The sequence below is a fragment of the Streptomyces sp. NPDC107528 genome, assembly GCF_055639295.1.
Map to the genome: position 1 here is coordinate 265,618 of NZ_JBVKAV010000006.1, position 15,598 is coordinate 281,215.

Consider the following 15,598-nt stretch of genomic DNA (forward strand, 5'->3'; position numbering starts at 1 on the left):
GCGGCTGCTGGGACGGACGCAAGGGGAGGCGCGGCTGCTGGGACGGACGCAAGCGAAGGCGCGGCTGCTGGGACGGACGCAAGCGAAGGCGCGGCCGCTGGGACGGACGCAAGCGAAGGCGCGGCCGCTAGGACGGACGCAAGCGAAGGCACAGCCGACGGACCGCCCCCCACCACCGCCGACGCACGATCCGCCACCCTCACCGGCACCTCCACGCGCACCACCGGCACCCGATCAACCTCAACGAGCCCCAGCCCCACCTCAGCGTCCACCCGCCCCACCTCCGCCGGCCGCATGGGCGCCGACCCCGTGAAGGCCCTGATGCACCGTCACCGGGACCTGTGCGAACGCGCGGTGGACCCCTTGGACATCGCGGCCGGCCTGGAAGCCCACGGCATCACCGACCGAACCGCGTCCCGCTTCCTGCACCGGGACGTCTTCTCGCTCGCGGAGGAGATGTACGCCCGCGTACCCCGCGACGCCGAGTCACGCCCAGGTGCCCCGGCCCTCACCACCCCCCGCGCCCGAGCGGACTGGATTCTCCTCGCCCTCCTCCCCGGAGCCCTCTGCGCGGCAGCTGTGACCGCCCTGCACCTCACCCACGGCCGGTCCCGCCTCATCGCGGCCGCCGTGGGAACCCTCGCCGTGGCCCTCGCCGTACGCGCCGCCCTGGCCAGGGGCCCCCTCGCCGGCAAGGACCGCACACACGCCACCATCACGCGGATCACCTGGCTCCTCGCCTACGCCCTCCTCGGCGACGGCCTCCTCCAGGCAGCCGCCACCGGGGGCCCGGACGCCCTCCCCACCGGCACCGCCGAAGGCCCTTGGCCCCTCGCCACGGCCCCCGTACTGGCTCTCACCCTCTCCTGCGCCGCGGCAGCCTGGTGCGCCCACCTCTTCGCCGTACGGGCCCGCCGCAGACTCTCGGCCAGCCGAGCCCTGGAGGAGTTCGCCACCTCGGCAAAGCCGTTGCTCCTGGGCACGGTCGCCCTCTACCTCTGCGCCCTGACGGCTTTACTGACCCTCACGACGACCACCCTGGACGAGCCCCCTGCCTACCCCCAGACCCTCACCCTGGGCGCCCTCCTGCTCCTCGCCCGCCTCCTCACCACCCACGGCTTCACCCACGCCCCCGCACTCGTCCTCACCGCCGCAGCCTCAGCCGAGGCAACGGCCCTGGCCACCCTCTTCGCCGCGCGCCTGCCCGGCTGCGCCTTGCTGGCAACCCCCGTGCAGACCCTCATCGACACATGGGGCCCGGCCGCCATCCCCACCATCGCCTGCGGCGCAGGCGCCCTGACCCTCCTTCTGCACGCATTGCGCACCGTGACGAGGGCTTCGGCACACGCGAGGGCGGACGACACATGCTGACGGATCAGCAACCACGTCGTGCCCGCGCCCGCGTAGGGCGGCAAGGGGACGTGCCGGGGGGTGTCCGCCCGCAACGGCCGGCGTCAAGAGACAGCCTTTCTTGCCCGACGGCAACCGCCCGACCGAGGACGGACACCCCCCGGCGCGGCCCCGACCCACAACGCACTCGCAGGGGCGACGCGAACCCCCACCCAGCGGCACGGGCCGCCGCAGGCATACGCCCCCACAGCCCCGCCGAACACCCCCTACCCGAGACCCGCCTCCCGCCCGAGACCCCCCTCTCGCCCGGGACCCGGCTCCTACCCGGAACCCCCTTCCCGCCCGAGAGCCCCTCCACCTGAAGCCCCCGAAGGAGAACCCCAAATGATCACCTCCCGACCCGACCACACCTCGGCCCCGGGAGCCGCCCGATGAGAGTCCTGCTGATCGGAGCCAACGGCTACCTCGGTCGCTTCGTAGCCGACCGCCTCCTCGCCGACCCCGCCGTCCAACTCACCGCGCTGGGCCGCGGCGACGACGCCGACGTCCGCTTCGACCTCGCATCAGGCAGCCCCGGCGCCCTCACCCGCTTCCTCGACGCGGTCCACCCCGGCGTAGTCATCAACTGCGCCGGCGCCACCAGAGGCGGCGCCCGCGAACTCACCCGCCACAACACCGTCGCCGTCGCCACCGTCTGCGAGGCCCTGCGCCGCAGCGGCTGCGGCGCCCGCCTCGTCCAGATCGGCTGCGGCGCCGAGTACGGCCCGAGCCAGCCAGGCTCCTCCACGGCCGAGGACGCCGTCCCCCGCCCCGGCGGCCCGTACGGCGTCAGCAAACTCGCCGCCACCGAACTGGTCCTGGGCTCCGGCCTGGACGCCGTGGTCCTCCGGGTCTTCTCGCCCGCAGGCCCCGGCACCCCTGCCGGCTCCCCCCTCGGCCGCCTCGCCGAGGCCATGCGCCGCGCCATGCAGTCGGGCGACGGCGAGCTCAAACTCACCGGCCTCGGCGCCCAACGCGACTTCATCGACGTCCGCGACGTGGCCCGCGCAGTCCACGCCGCCTCGCTGTCCGCCGCGCAGGGCGTCATCAACATCGGCTCGGGCCGCGCAGTCCGCCTCCGCGACGCCGCAGCCGTGCTCGCCCGCGTGGCGGGGTATGGCGGCGCCCTCCACGAACTCGACGGCCCACCCGGCCCGTTGAGGGCATCCATCGGCCACCCGCGCCCCGATTCGGACCACTTGTCCCACGCCGCGCACGCCGGCCACGCCGTCCACACCGCTCATGCGACCCACGTGGCGCACGCGGCCCACGCCGCCCAGGCGGGCCAGGTCTCCCCGGCCGCCTACCCGTACCCGGACGGCTGCGGCAGCTGGCAGCAGGCCGACGTACGCACCGCCCGCGACCGGCTCGGCTGGCGCCCCCGTATCAACCTCGAAGAGTCCCTGGGCGATATCTGGATGGAGGCGGCATGCCGTATCTGACCGGCGCCACGCCGCCCACAGCGAGCACCGATCTCCGTACCGGCCTCGGCATCCCTGGCTATGCGCATCCTCTGCTCGCCCCGACCGAGTGGGGCGAACTCACCCGCCCCGGCACCCCCCTGGACTGGGTCGTCCTCAACGTCGCCGACGGCCCCGGCGCCCGCCCCGACCCCCACTGCCTGGAGGCCGCCGGCAGACTCCGCAACGCCGGAGTCCGCGTCCTCGGCCACCTCGACGTGGACCGCCTCGACCCAGCCCACGCCGGCACGACCCGCCTCAACCGGGCGCATCTCGGCACGGCCCGCCACGACAGGGCCCACCGCGGCACGACCCACCTCGCCGGGTCCCATTGCGGCACGTCCCACGGCGGCACGCTCCACGGTGCCCGCCCCTTCGACGAGGTGATCTCCGAGGCCCAGCGCTACCTCGACTGGTACCTCGTCGACGGCTTCTTCCTCGACCGCTGCCCGACCGAACGCGCTGCCCTGCCCGAGGTCCGCCGCACGGTCAGCACGCTCCGCGCGCTGCGTGACGAGGCCCACATCGTCCTCGGCCACGGCACCCACCCGCACCCGGGTTACGCCGAGTGCGCCGACCAAATGGTCACCTTCCGCGGCTCGTGGAGCGACTACCGCTGGTCGCAGGTCGCCGAGTGGACGGCCGACTATCCGCCCGACCGCTTCTGCCACTTCGTCCACGGAGTGCCCCTCGGGCACCTCGACGAGGCACTGCGTATCGCCCGCTGGCAGGGAGCCGCCACGATCTGGTTCACCGACCACACGGACCGCGGCGGGCGCACCGACCCCTGGGAGACCATGCCCGGCTACTGGGACGAAATCGTCTCGCGGATCGGAACAGGTGTCTCGGAATGAAAAAGGCCATGGCACTGTTACGGGGAGAACAACCGTAGTGATAGACCGACCAACGGAGTCCCCGTGTCGCTGCCACCCCTGGTCGAGCCGGCCCCCGAGCTCACCGTAGACGAGGTTCGCAGGTACTCCCGCCACCTGATCATCCCCGATGTCGGGATGGACGGGCAGAAGCGGCTGAAGAACGCCAAGGTGCTGTGTGTGGGCGCCGGCGGCCTGGGCTCGCCGGCGCTGATGTACCTGGCCGCCGCGGGCGTCGGCACGCTCGGCATCGTGGAGTTCGACGAGGTCGACGAGTCGAACCTGCAGCGCCAGATCATCCACAGCCAGGCCGACATCGGCCGCTCCAAGGCCGAGTCCGCGCGCGACTCCGTCCTCGGCATCAACCCGTACGTGAACGTGATCCTTCACGAGGAGCGGCTCGAGGCCGACAACGTGATGGACATCTTCAGCCAGTACGACCTGATCGTCGACGGCACGGACAACTTCGCGACCCGCTACCTGGTCAACGACGCCTGCGTGCTGCTGAACAAGCCGTACGTCTGGGGCTCGATCTACCGCTTCGACGGCCAGGCCTCCGTCTTCTGGTCCGAGCACGGACCCTGCTACCGCTGCCTCTACCCGGAGCCCCCGCCCCCCGGCATGGTCCCCTCCTGCGCCGAGGGCGGCGTGCTCGGCGTGCTGTGCGCGTCCATCGGCTCCATCCAGGTCAACGAGGCCATCAAGCTGCTCGCGGGCATCGGTGAGCCGCTGGTCGGCCGCCTGATGATCTACGACGCCCTGGAGATGCAGTACCGCCAGGTCAAGGTCCGCAAGGACCCGAACTGCGCGGTCTGCGGCGAGAACCCGACCGTCACCGAGCTCATCGACTACGAGGCCTTCTGCGGCGTCGTCTCCGAGGAGGCCCAGGAGGCCGCCGCCGGCTCGACGATCACTCCGAAGCAGCTCAAGGAGTGGATCGACGACGGCGAGAACATCGACATCATCGATGTCCGCGAGATCAACGAGTACGAGATCGTCTCGATCCCCGGCGCCCGTCTGATCCCGAAGAACGAGTTCCTCATGGGCACCGCCCTGGAGAGCCTCCCGCAGGACAAGAAGATCGTCTTGCACTGCAAGACGGGTGTCCGCAGTGCGGAAGTCCTCGCGGTCCTGAAGTCCGCGGGCTTCTCCGACGCCGTACACGTCGGCGGCGGCGTGATCGGCTGGGTCAACCAGATCGAACCGGACAAGCCGGTCTACTGAGCAAACGGCTCCGCCCTCAGAGCGGGACCGGCTCCGGTGGCGGGGGTTTCGAGCACCATGCGTGGTCGAAGCCCCCGCCATCGTCATGAGCAGACCTTGCCGTCCTTGGGCACCGTCCCCTGAAGCAGGTACGCGTTGATCGCCGAGTCGACGCAGTCGCTGCCCTTCCCGTACGCGGCGTGGCCTTCGCCCTTCCACGTCAGCGTCACACCGACGCCCTTGCCGAGCTCGTCGGCCATCTTCCGGGTGCCCTCGTAGGGCGTCGCCGGATCGCCGGTGTTGCCGACCAGCAGGATCGGCGCCGCACCCGGCGCGCTCACCTCGGGGGTGTCGTACTGCCCGGCCACCGGCCAGTCGTGACACCAGCCGGCCGTGTCCCAGCCCAGCATGGGTCCGAACACGGGTGAGACCTTCTCGAACCGCGGCAGCAGCTTCCTCGCCTCCTCGGCGGTGGGGCGCTGCTTGTCGTCCAGGCACGATATGACCCGTTGTGAGTGGGCTCCCGTGACGTAGTGCCCCGACGGGTCCCGATCGTTGTACTCGTCGGCGAGCGCCAGGAGATCCGAGCCGTCTCCCTGCTCGGCCGCATCGAGCGCGCTGGTGAGGGTCGGCCAACTCGCCTCGCTGTACAGCGGCCTGAGGAGACCGGTGAGCGCGAGTGCCTCCGTGAGCCTTCGCTCGGATCCGGTCGGGAGCGGGCTCTCATCGATTCGCTTCAGCAGGTCCACGATCTTCTGCGAGCCCGTCTCGGCGTCCTGGCCGGTGGACTTGAGGTAGTTGTTCAACGCGCGCTGAAAGCCCCTGGCCTGGTTCTCGACATGCCCCGCCGCGTCGGCACTCGGGTCGGCGACCGCGTCCAGGATCAGCCGCCCCACGTTTTTCGGGAACAAGTGGGCGTAGACACCGCCGAGTTCGGTGCCGTACGAGATGCCGAAGTAGTGCGTCTTCGGATCGCCGAGCACCTGGCGCATCAGGTCCATGTCTCGGGCAGTGTCCGTGGTCGACACATGTGCCATCAGCTTCCCCGTGGACTTCTGGCAGCCCTTGCCGAAGGCGGCGGCATCCCGGAAGTACGCCGTCTCCTCGGCCGGGGTGTCCGGAGTGATGTCCACCGACTCCGCGGCCTGGATCTCCTTGTCGCTGCGGCACCGGACGCCCTCGCTGGCGCCCACCCCGCGAGGATCCCAGCTCACCAGGTCGTACCGCTCGCCCAGTTCGGACGCGTTGGAGGCGTACCACGGCAGTGTGGAAACCCCTGAGCTGCCGGGGCCGCCGAAGTTGAACAGGAGCGAACCGATGCGATCGTCGCCACTCGCCTTGGCGCGGATCAGGGCGAGGCCGATCGTCCTGCCGTCCGGTTTCGTCCAGTCCAACGGTGCCTTGAGGGTCGCGCACTGCCACTCGTCGCCCGGCGCGGGGGAGTCCCCGGCGGCCTTGCATCGCCCCCAGTCGAGTTTCTGCGAGGTGAGCGAGGCCGGCAGTGCGGTCGCCGAGCTCGTGGAAGCGCCTGATGGACTCGCGCCACTCGTCTCCTCACCGGCCTCCGCGCCGTCCGAGGTCGAGCCGCCGCTGCAGCCCGTCACCAACAGCGCGGCGGCGGCCGTCAGAGCCGTCCACCGTACGAAACGCGCCATGCCCATTCCCCCCTCGCAGGCCGTCCGCACCGTGCCGCGGATGGCGGTCAGGCCATAGTAGGCGGATCACGAAAATGCCGTCCGGGCCTGTGGATAACTCTTTGACCTGCTGTTTTCTGGATTCTCGGTGCGGTCTCAGGAGCAGACGGTCCCGGCCGCCGGCACCTTCCCGTCCAGCAGATATCCGTTCACCGAGTCCTGCACGCACTTGCTCTTGCTGTTGTATGCCCCATGCCCCTGCCCCTTGTACGTCAGCTCGACGCCCACCCCGTCGCCCAGCGCCTCCACCATCCGCCGCGCGCCTTCATACGGCGTGGCCGGGTCGCCCGTGTTGCCCACGACCAGGATCGGAGCGGAGCCGGGCGCGCTCACGTCGGGATGGTCGGCGGCGCCCGCCACGGCCCAGTCGGTGCAGCTGAGCATGGACCAGGCGAAGGCGTCGCCGAACAGAGGCGAGGCGGCCCGGAATTCGGGCAGTTTCCGCTCCACGTCTGCCGGGGTGTACCGCGGCTTGTCGTCGGCGCAGTTGATCGAGATGTTGGCGGCGGTGATGTTGCTGTACTCGCCGTTCTCGCTGCGCCCGTTCAGCGAGTCGGACAGCAGCATCAGAATCCGGCCGTCACCGTCGTACGCCTGCTCCAGCCCCTCGGTGAGGTACTGCCAGAGGTCCTGCGAGTACAGCGCCTGCGCGATGCCGTTGGTCGCAGCGCTCTGGGTCAGCTCGCGCGGGAACACGCCCTGGATCGGCTTGCTGTCGAGGTCCTTCAGCAGTTTCGCCATGCGGTTCTTGACGTCCTGTGCGGTGTCGCCGATCGGGCAGTCCTCGGTCTTCGAGGTGCAGTCCTCCGCGAAGTTGTCGAGCGCGAGCTGAAAGCCCTTGACCTGCCCGAGTGAGCCCTCCTCGGAGTTCTGCGTCGGGTCGACTACCGCGTCGAAGACCGCGCGGCCTACGTTCTTGGGGAACAAGTGGGCGTAGACACCGCCGAGTTCGGTGCCGTACGAGATGCCGAAGTAGTGCAGTTTGTCGTCGCCGAGCACCTGGCGCATCAGGTCCATGTCGCGGGCCGCGTCGGTGGTGCGCACATGCGGCAGCATCCCGTCGGAGTTCTCCTCGCAGGCGTCGTTGAACTCCGTGGTGCTGTCCACCAGTTCGGTCCGCTCTGTGGCGTCGTCCGGCGTCGTGTCCTGCTGGAAGTAGGCGTCGAGCTGCTGGTCGTCCTCGCACAGTACGGGCGCGCTGCGGCCGACCCCGCGCGGGTCGAAGCTCACCAGGTCGTAGCGGGTGCGCAGCTTCTCGTACCCGTCGCCGAAGGCGGGCAGCGTGGTGACGCCCGACGCGCCGGGCCCGCCGAAGTTGAAGATCAACGAGCCGATGCGCCGATTCGGGTCGCCGCTGGACTGCGCCCGGATCAGCTCGATGTCGATCGTGTCGCCCTTGGGGTCGTCCCAGTCACGAGGCGCCTTCATGGTGGCGCACTGCCATGAGTCGCCGTCCGGCAGCGGTGACGGGCTGCCCGCGCCGCCCTGCGCCTGGGAGGGGGTCGGGCAGTCCTTCCAGCTCAGGTTCTGGGCCGTGAGGTCCTCGTCCCCGGAGTCGCCGTCGCTGCAGCCGGCCAGCAAGGAGGACAGCAGCAGGGCGGCGGCGGTCAGGGCAGCGGCGCGCTTCCGGGGAGGGTTCGGCATGGTCCCATCCTGCGGTCGTACGTGGTGGGGCGCTCGGGGCGCGGTCCGTACGAGGTACGGCTACGCCTCACCCGCTTAGGTGCCCTTACAACGTACGACGCCCTGGTCCTCGTAGGACAAGTCCCTGGTCCTCGTAGGCCAAGTCCGCGGTCCTCGCAGGACAAGTCCGCGCGCGTCAGAGGGCGCCCTTGCGGGTCAGGTGGTTGAAGGCCAGCCAGCCCGGCAGCACCGGCAGCCACAGTGTCAGCAGCCGGAACAGCAGCACCGACGGCGCGGCGACCTCGCTGGGCAGGCCCACGGCGATCAGACCGACGGTCAGGGTCGCCTCCACGGCGCCGACGCCCCCCGGGGTCGGGGCCGCGGAGCCGAGGGCGTTGCCCGCGAGGAAGACGACGGCCACGCTGGCGAGGCTGATCGAGGTCCCCTCGCTGCCGAACGCCCTGATCGACGCGTCCAGGCACATCACGAAGCAGGCGGTCAGCAGCAGCATGCCGCCGATGCCGGTGACCAGCTTCTGGGGCCGCTGAAGCACGTCGAGCATGCGCGGCACGACACCCGCGAACAACGACCTCACGCGCGTGACGACGAATTTCCGCAGGAACGGCACCGACGTCACCACGAGCACCAGTACGGCCACCGTCAGCAGACCTGCGATGACGGTCCGGGACGGCGACAGCGACGGCGTCTTCTCGGTGCCGGTCAGATAGCCGAAGGCCAGCAGCATCAGGATGTGGCAGCCGAGCCCGAACAACTGCGAGGCGCCGACGCTCGCCACCGCGAGTCCCGGCCGCACTCCCGCGCGCTGCAGGAACCGCGTGTTGAGGGCGACGCCGCCGACCGCGGCCGGTGCGACGATCTTCACGAAGGACCCGGCGACCTGCGCCGACACGGTCCGCCGGAACGGCACCCGCTCGGGCACGAACCCCAGCAGCGCCATCGCCGCCGCGAAGTAACTGGCCGCCGAGAACAGCACGGCCGCGGCCACCCAGCCCCACTGGGCGTTGGCGATGAGCGGGCCGAACTCGATGTGCGTGAGCTGCGTCAGCAGGAAGTACGCGCCGATGGCGCCGGCGATGAGGCTGATCAGCGTGCGCGGCCGGACGCGCTCCAGCCGGGCGGGTTCGACGGGTGCCTGCGGCCTGATGAGCAGCACCTCGTGGCGGATCTGAGTGAGCAGATCCTCCTCGCGAGCCTCGTCCACGGCCTCGTCGATGGCCCGCTTCTCGGCCCGCGCCTGCGCCCGTACGGTCTTCTTGTCCTGCTTCTCCGGCTTGTCGAGCGTCTTGTCGAGCTCCTGGTCGGGCTTGTCGAGTACCGGCCCGGCGTCCTCCGCGGCCTCCTCGCTGCGCGCGTGCTTGGCGTGCCGGGAGGCCTCCAGCACCGCCTCACGCTCGCGCTGGGCCCGCTCGCGGGCGAGTCGGCGAAGCGTCGCGCGCGTGGAGCGGCTCAGGGCGATGGGCTGGAGCATCGGCAGACAGTCGGCCACGGCGTCGGGGCCGAGTACGCCCACCGCCGAGGCCACCGCCCGCTCGGCGCCGACGCGCAGGCCCAGCGTCACCAGCAGCTGGGAGATGTCCATGCGCAGCAGCAGATTGTTCGCCGCGATCTCGCCGATCCGCAGATCGGTGATGATCACCTTGCCGGAACGATCCACCAGAATCGCGTCACCCACGAGTCTGCGGTGGGCGATGCGGCGGGACTGCAGCGCCTTCACCTGGAGCCAGGTGTCGCGCAGCAGGTCGTCGGTGATCTCCTCGTCAGGCAGCGAGTCCAGGGTGTGCCCGCCGGTGTGCTCGTAGACCAGCATCACGGCGTCCGGGCCGAGCTCCGAGGTGGCGATCAGCTTGGGCGCGTTGGCGCCGGCCGCGATCGCCGCGTAGGCGAGCAGCGCCTCCTGCTCCAGGGCCTGGCGCAGCGACTGGAGGCTGCTGCGGGTGGCAAAGCCGCGCAGCGTCAGATTGCGCCACGCGCGGTAGAAGAAGCCCTGGGCCTGCTGCTCCCGGTCGACCACCGTGACGTCGAGCGGGGGACCCTCCTCGAGGGTGACGAAGTAGCGCCGGCCACGGTCGCCGGACTCCTCCGACACCTCCTCGCGGGCCGCGCTCACCGGGCGGAAGCCGACGTGCCTGAGGCCCGCCATCAGGGTCCGCCCTGTGGGCCGGACGTTGGGCGAGCCGACCGCGTACAGCGTGCCGTAGGCGACGGTCCAGCCGATCAGGAGCGTCAGGAGGATCGAGAACGGCGTGGTGTAGCCGGTGACCAGCATCGAGAAGGCGTAGAGGACCAGGACCGCCCACAGGACCGCACGCCAGCGGGGTCTGCGGGACATGCCCACGGCCGTCATGTACGCGATGACCGGGGCGAGGTAGCCGTGCACCGGGTCGGTGAGGGAGCCGATGTCGCCGGGGGAGGGTTGGGTGAGCGCGTCCCGGATGGAGTCCGGGGCGGCCCGCGCGACCCACAGGTCTGTGGCGAGCGTCACGCCGTGCGCGAGGACCGCGGCGAGGACGCCGTCGGCGATCCGCAGCCCGTCCCGCTTGATCAGGCGCTCGATCGCGAAGGCGACGGGCACCAGGAGGATCGCGATGCTGGACACTAGCCCGGCGATCTTGCTGAACAAGTCGGGCGCCTGCCCGGTGCCCTTGTTGATGTCCTGCTCAAGACCCGAGGTGGTGCCGTGCGCGAACGCGGCGATCGCGAGTAGCAGGGCGATGCCCAGCACGCCCACGAGGAGCCGCATGAGGTCGGACGGGCGGTGCACGCGCGCGGGGAGCAGCGGTTCGTCGCCCTCGACCTCGTCGGCGTGCACCTCTTCGAGGTCGTACGCGGCCTTGCCCTCGACGGCCTTGCGGCCGGCGTCGCTCGTGCCGCCACCCTTGCCCGTCTCGTCCTTCTTGTCGCCGCTGTCCTTCTTGTCGGCGTTCGAGGCGTTCGAGGCGTCCGGGCGCGACGAAGCGTCAGAGGTGCTTTCCGCGCCCTCCGGGTGCACACCCTGCTGCTTCATCGTCTCTTCTTGATCTCGTATCACCAGTCACCGCCCGCACGATGGTGGCATGCCCCACCGACACACGGGGGCATCAGGGTGCAAATGCGGGGGCGCACAGTCTGCCCGAAGCCGCGCCTCGGGGCGAGGCATACGCACAGTGGCGAGCGCGTCACATTGTCGGTGGGGTGCGGCAGGATGGGCCGGATGAGCGAGGAGAGCCTTCCGGACGACACCCGCCCGGAGTACGACCGGGCCCACCCGGAGCACGCGGACGCGCTGCCGGAGTACGCCGAGCGCGTCCTGGAGGTCGCCGACGTGATTCCGCCGGGGCGCGTCATGACGTACGGGGACGTCGCGGAGTGGCTGGAGGAGGGCGGTCCCCGGCAGGTCGGCCGTGCGATGGCCCTCTATGGGGGCGCCGTTCCGTGGTGGCGGGTGGTCCGCGCGGACGGGGTCCTGCTGCCGGGCCACGAGCTGCGGGCGCTGGAGCACTACCGCGCGGAAGGCACACCGCTGAAGGAGGCGAGCAGGGCCGCCGAAGGCCACCTGCCGCGCCTCGACATGAGACGGGCGCGCTGGGACGGCGGCGGACGCGCACAGGGTCACACCTGACAGCTTCCGCCATCGGACGGCCCGCTGTGTGACCTGTGATCCGTACGGGGGAAAGAGGGCGCGTCCGTGGCATGACGTACGTTCGTGAGTCGAGGGACGCACGTGCCACGAGTGCCCAGAGGGATGAATCGGAAGCCCTGCTTCCGCACTACCCCTCGGCGTAGCGTCGGCTGCACGTGTCGCCCTCACCTCGCAGCCACCGCCCTCCACGCGCGAGGGGCGACCCACCAGCACACCCACCAGGACCGGCGAACCACGTGAGCTCCTCTTTCTCCACCAGGCGCCTGTCGCACCCCCAGGTGCGACAGGGGGCCAGTGGCGCTTACCGGCTGGTGCGTACCCCTCCGGTCCGAGTGGCTCCCCCTCGTCTTGACGCCGCACAGCGCGCCGTGGTTGACCATGCCGCCGGTCCCCTTCTCGTTCTCGCAGGTCCGGGCACCGGTAAGACCACCACGCTCGTCGAGTCGGTGGCGGAGCGCATCGCCCGCGGCTCGGACCCCGAGCGCATCCTGGTGCTGACCTTCAGCCGCAAGGCCGCCGTGGAGCTGCGCGACCGCATGGCGCTGCGCATAGGGGCGGCGCGTGCGCCCCAGGCGACCACGTTCCACTCGTTCTGCTACGCACTGGTCCGCGCCCACCAGGACAGCGATCTGTTCGTGGAGCCGCTGCGGCTGCTGTCCGGCCCGGAGCAGGACGTGGCCGTGCGGGAGCTGCTGGCGGGCCAGCCGGACCTGGAGCGGCTCGGCCTCGCACATGTGCGCTGGCCGGACGAGCTGCGCGCCTGCCTGACCACCCGTGGCTTCGCCGACGAGGTCCGCGCGGTCCTCGCCCGCAGCCGCGAACTGGGCCTCGGCCCGGACGCCCTGGACGCCTTCGCCCACCGCATCGGCCGTCCCGACTGGCGCGCCGCTGCGTCCTTCCTCGCCGAGTACCTCGACGTGCTCGACATGCAGGGCGTGCTCGACTACGCCGAACTCGTCCACCGAGCGGTGCTCCTCGCCCACCGCCCCGAGGCCGCCGAGCGGCTCGCCGCGCAGTACGACGCCGTCTTCGTCGACGAGTACCAGGACACCGATCCGGCCCAGGTGCGGCTGCTGCACGCCCTCGCCGGCGGCGGGCGGAGCCTCGTGGCCTTCGGCGATCCCGATCAGTCGATCTACGCCTTCAGGGGCGCCGACGTGAACGGCATCCTGGAGTTCCCGCACGCCTTCCCGCGCGCGGACGGCCGCCCCGCGCGCGTGGAGGTCCTGCGCACCTCCCGCCGTTCCGGTGCCGGCCTGCTGGCCGCGACTCGGCTCCTGACCCAGCGCATGCCGCTGACCCGCCTTCCGGCGGAGAAGGTACGCGCCCACCGCGAGCCGACGCCGGTCCGCGACGGCGGCCGCGTGGAGGTCTTCACGTACCCGACGTCCGGCACCGAGCTGGACAACGTCGCCGACATCCTGCGCAGGGCGCATCTGGAGGACGGCGTTCCGTGGGGCGAGATGGCCGTACTGGTGCGTGCCGGATCACGCACGATCCCGACCGTGCGCCGAGCGCTCACGGCGGCCGGAGTGCCCCTGGACATCGACGGTGACGACCTGCCGCTGAGGAATGAGCCGGCGGTGGCGCCACTGCTGACGGCACTGCGGGCGGTGGCCACGGCCGAGGCGGCCCCGTCGACCGAGCCGACCGACGGGGGCGTACCGCGTGAACCCGAGGATCACGACGTACGGCCGCAGGACGGCGATCCCGTCGGCGACGGCTCCACGGACGAGCCCGCCGCCTCCTGGCTCGACACCGAGACCGCCCTGACCCTGCTCGCTTCGCCCCTCGCCGGCATGGACGCCGCCGACCTGCGCCGCCTCGGGCGGGCCCTGCGCGACGAGGAGCGGGCCGCGGGAAACCCCCTGCCGCCGCCCTCGGACGACCTGCTCGCGCGGGCGCTCGCCGAACCGGAGCGTCTGGCCGTGCACGACCCCACGTACGCGCGTGGCGCCCAGCGCCTCGGCGCGCTGCTGCGCAAGGCCCGTGAGCGCCTCGCGGGCGGCGGTACGGCCGAGGAGGCGCTGTGGGACCTGTGGGAGGGCACGCCGTGGCCCACCCGCCTGGAGCGGACCGCCCGCCGCGGCGGCGCGGCCGGCCGCAACGCCGACCGTGACCTCGACGCCGTATGCGCGCTGTTCGCGACAGCGACCCGCGCGGAGGAGCGCACCGGCGGCCGGGGCGCCCTGAACTTCCTGGAGGAGATCGAGGCCGAGGACATCGCCGCCGACACCCTCACGCGGCGTGCCGTACGCCCCGACGCCGTGCGCCTGATGACCGCGCACCGCTCCAAGGGCCTCGAGTGGCGCCTGGTCGTCGTCGCGGGCGTCCAGGAGGGCCTGTGGCCGGACCTGCGCCGTCGCGGCTCCCTCCTGGAGGCCGACCGCATCGGGCGCGACGGACTCGCCGAACCGCTCACCCCGGGCGCGCTGCTGGCGGAGGAGCGCCGCCTGTTCTACGTCGCCGCCACCCGCGCGCGTGAACGCCTCGTCGTCACCGCGGTGAAGGCCCCGGCGGACGACGGCGATCAGCCCTCCCGTTTCCTGACCGAACTCGGCGTGGAACCCAGGGACGTGACGGGCCGCCCGCGCCGCCCGCTGTCCGTCGCCGCGCTCGTGGCCGAACTCCGGGCGACGACGGTCGACCCGCGCGCGTCGGACACCCTCAGGGAGGCCGCCGCCCGCCGCCTGGCCCGGCTCGCCGCGCTGGCCGACGAGGACGGCCGCCCGCTGGTCCCGGCCGCGCACCCCTACCGCTGGTGGGGCATGTTCGAGCCGACCGAGTCCAAGGTGCCGCTGCGCAACCGCGACCAGCCCGTGGTGCTCTCCGGGAGCGCCCTCGACCAACTCGCCAACACCTGCGCCCTGCAGTGGTTCCTGGGCCGCGAGGTGAAGGCCGACGCGCCCGCGACGGTCGCCCAGGGCTTCGGCAACGTCGTGCATGTCCTCGCCGACGAGGTTGCTTCCGGACACACCCCGGCAGACCTCGCCGTCCTCATGGAGCGCCTCGACTCCGTGTGGAACGCGCTGGCCTTCGACGCGCCGTGGAAGTCGGCGCAGGAGAAGGACAACGCGCGCGTGGCGCTCGAACGCTTCCTCAAGTGGCACGTGATGGACCGCGCGGGGCGAACTCCGGTGGCGAGCGAGCACGACTTCGACGTCACCCTCGGCGCGGGCGAGTTCGAGGTGCGCATCCGTGGCCAGATGGACCGCGTCGAGGCCGACGGCGACGGGCGTGCCTACGTCGTCGACTTCAAGACCGGCAAGCAGACACCCAGCGCGGCCGAGGTGGCCCGCCACCCGCAGCTCGCCGTCTATCAGCTCGCCGTCAACGAGGGCGCCGTCGACGAGGCCTTCGACGGCGTGCGCCCCGAGCCGGGCGGCGCCGAACTCGTCCAGTTGCGCCAGGGCGCCGCCAAGCGCGACGGCGGCGAGACGCTTCCCAAGGTGCAGGGCCAGGAGCCCCTGGAGGGCGCCGAGGGCGAGTGGGTCGGCGACCTGCTGGCCACGGCGGCCGGCAAGGTCCTGGACGAGCGGTTCGCGCCCACAGCGGGCCAGCACTGCACCCACTGCGCGTTCCGGGCGTCGTGCAGCGCGCGGCCCGAAGGACGGCACGTGATCGAGTAACGCATCGTCAGTAACCGGAGTGACCGATCGCACCACCTGTGCTGACCTGCGGCTCTTCCGGATCGAAGGGTGATCCGGCATCGACTGT

Annotated in this window: 9 protein-coding genes; 6 read left to right on the forward strand and 3 right to left on the reverse strand. The window is 71.6% G+C overall.

From position 1 onward, the window contains the following. From ACZ7L5_RS21015 to moeZ, 4 genes are all read left to right on the forward strand, one after another. A partial coding sequence (locus ACZ7L5_RS21015; protein WP_471518299.1) for a hypothetical protein occupies nt 1–1,371 on the forward strand: 1,371 nt, incomplete at its 5' end. Between the two features lie 410 nt (nt 1,372–1,781). Continuing rightward, nucleotides 1,782–2,831, forward strand: coding sequence for an NAD-dependent epimerase/dehydratase family protein (locus tag ACZ7L5_RS21020; protein ID WP_471518300.1), 1,050 nt, complete (start codon nt 1,782–1,784; stop codon nt 2,829–2,831). After that, a complete protein-coding gene (locus ACZ7L5_RS21025; protein ID WP_471518301.1) occupies nt 2,819–3,703 on the forward strand; it encodes a spherulation-specific family 4 protein in 885 nt (294 codons plus the stop codon). The genes ACZ7L5_RS21020 and ACZ7L5_RS21025 overlap by 13 nt, the downstream gene beginning before the upstream one ends. A gap of 63 nt (nt 3,704–3,766) precedes the next feature. Further along, the gene (gene moeZ / locus ACZ7L5_RS21030) at nt 3,767–4,945 is read left to right on the forward strand and encodes an adenylyltransferase/sulfurtransferase MoeZ (RefSeq protein WP_328879451.1); all 1,179 of its coding nucleotides are present in this window, start codon (nt 3,767–3,769) and stop codon (nt 4,943–4,945) included. 83 nt (nt 4,946–5,028) lie between these two features. Here moeZ and ACZ7L5_RS21035 read toward each other — a convergent pair whose 3' ends face one another. The 3 genes from ACZ7L5_RS21035 to ACZ7L5_RS21045 all read right to left on the reverse strand — a co-directional run bounded on the left by ACZ7L5_RS21035 (nt 5,029) and on the right by ACZ7L5_RS21045 (nt 11,266). After that, nucleotides 5,029–6,579 carry an alpha/beta hydrolase gene (locus tag ACZ7L5_RS21035; protein WP_471518302.1) on the reverse strand — a complete coding sequence of 517 codons (1,551 nt, stop codon included), beginning with the start codon at nt 6,577–6,579 and terminating at the stop codon, nt 5,029–5,031. A 135-nt stretch (nt 6,580–6,714) separates the two neighbouring features. Beyond that, entirely contained in the window at nt 6,715–8,262 is a 1,548-nt protein-coding gene (locus ACZ7L5_RS21040) for an alpha/beta fold hydrolase (protein ID WP_471518303.1), read from the reverse strand. A gap of 175 nt (nt 8,263–8,437) precedes the next feature. After that, nucleotides 8,438–11,266, reverse strand: coding sequence for a lysylphosphatidylglycerol synthase domain-containing protein (locus ACZ7L5_RS21045; RefSeq protein WP_471518304.1), 2,829 nt, complete (start codon nt 11,264–11,266; stop codon nt 8,438–8,440). 186 nt (nt 11,267–11,452) lie between these two features. On the opposite strand from ACZ7L5_RS21045, the gene ACZ7L5_RS21050 reads away from it, so the two are divergent. Further along, complete coding sequence (locus tag ACZ7L5_RS21050) at nt 11,453–11,860, forward strand: MGMT family protein (RefSeq protein WP_471020319.1); 408 nt, start codon at nt 11,453–11,455, stop codon at nt 11,858–11,860. Between the two features lie 257 nt (nt 11,861–12,117). Next, nucleotides 12,118–15,510, forward strand: a complete 3,393-nt coding sequence (locus ACZ7L5_RS21055) for an ATP-dependent helicase (RefSeq protein WP_471518305.1) — start codon at nt 12,118–12,120, stop codon at nt 15,508–15,510. Nucleotides 15,511–15,598: the final 88 nt, after the last annotated feature.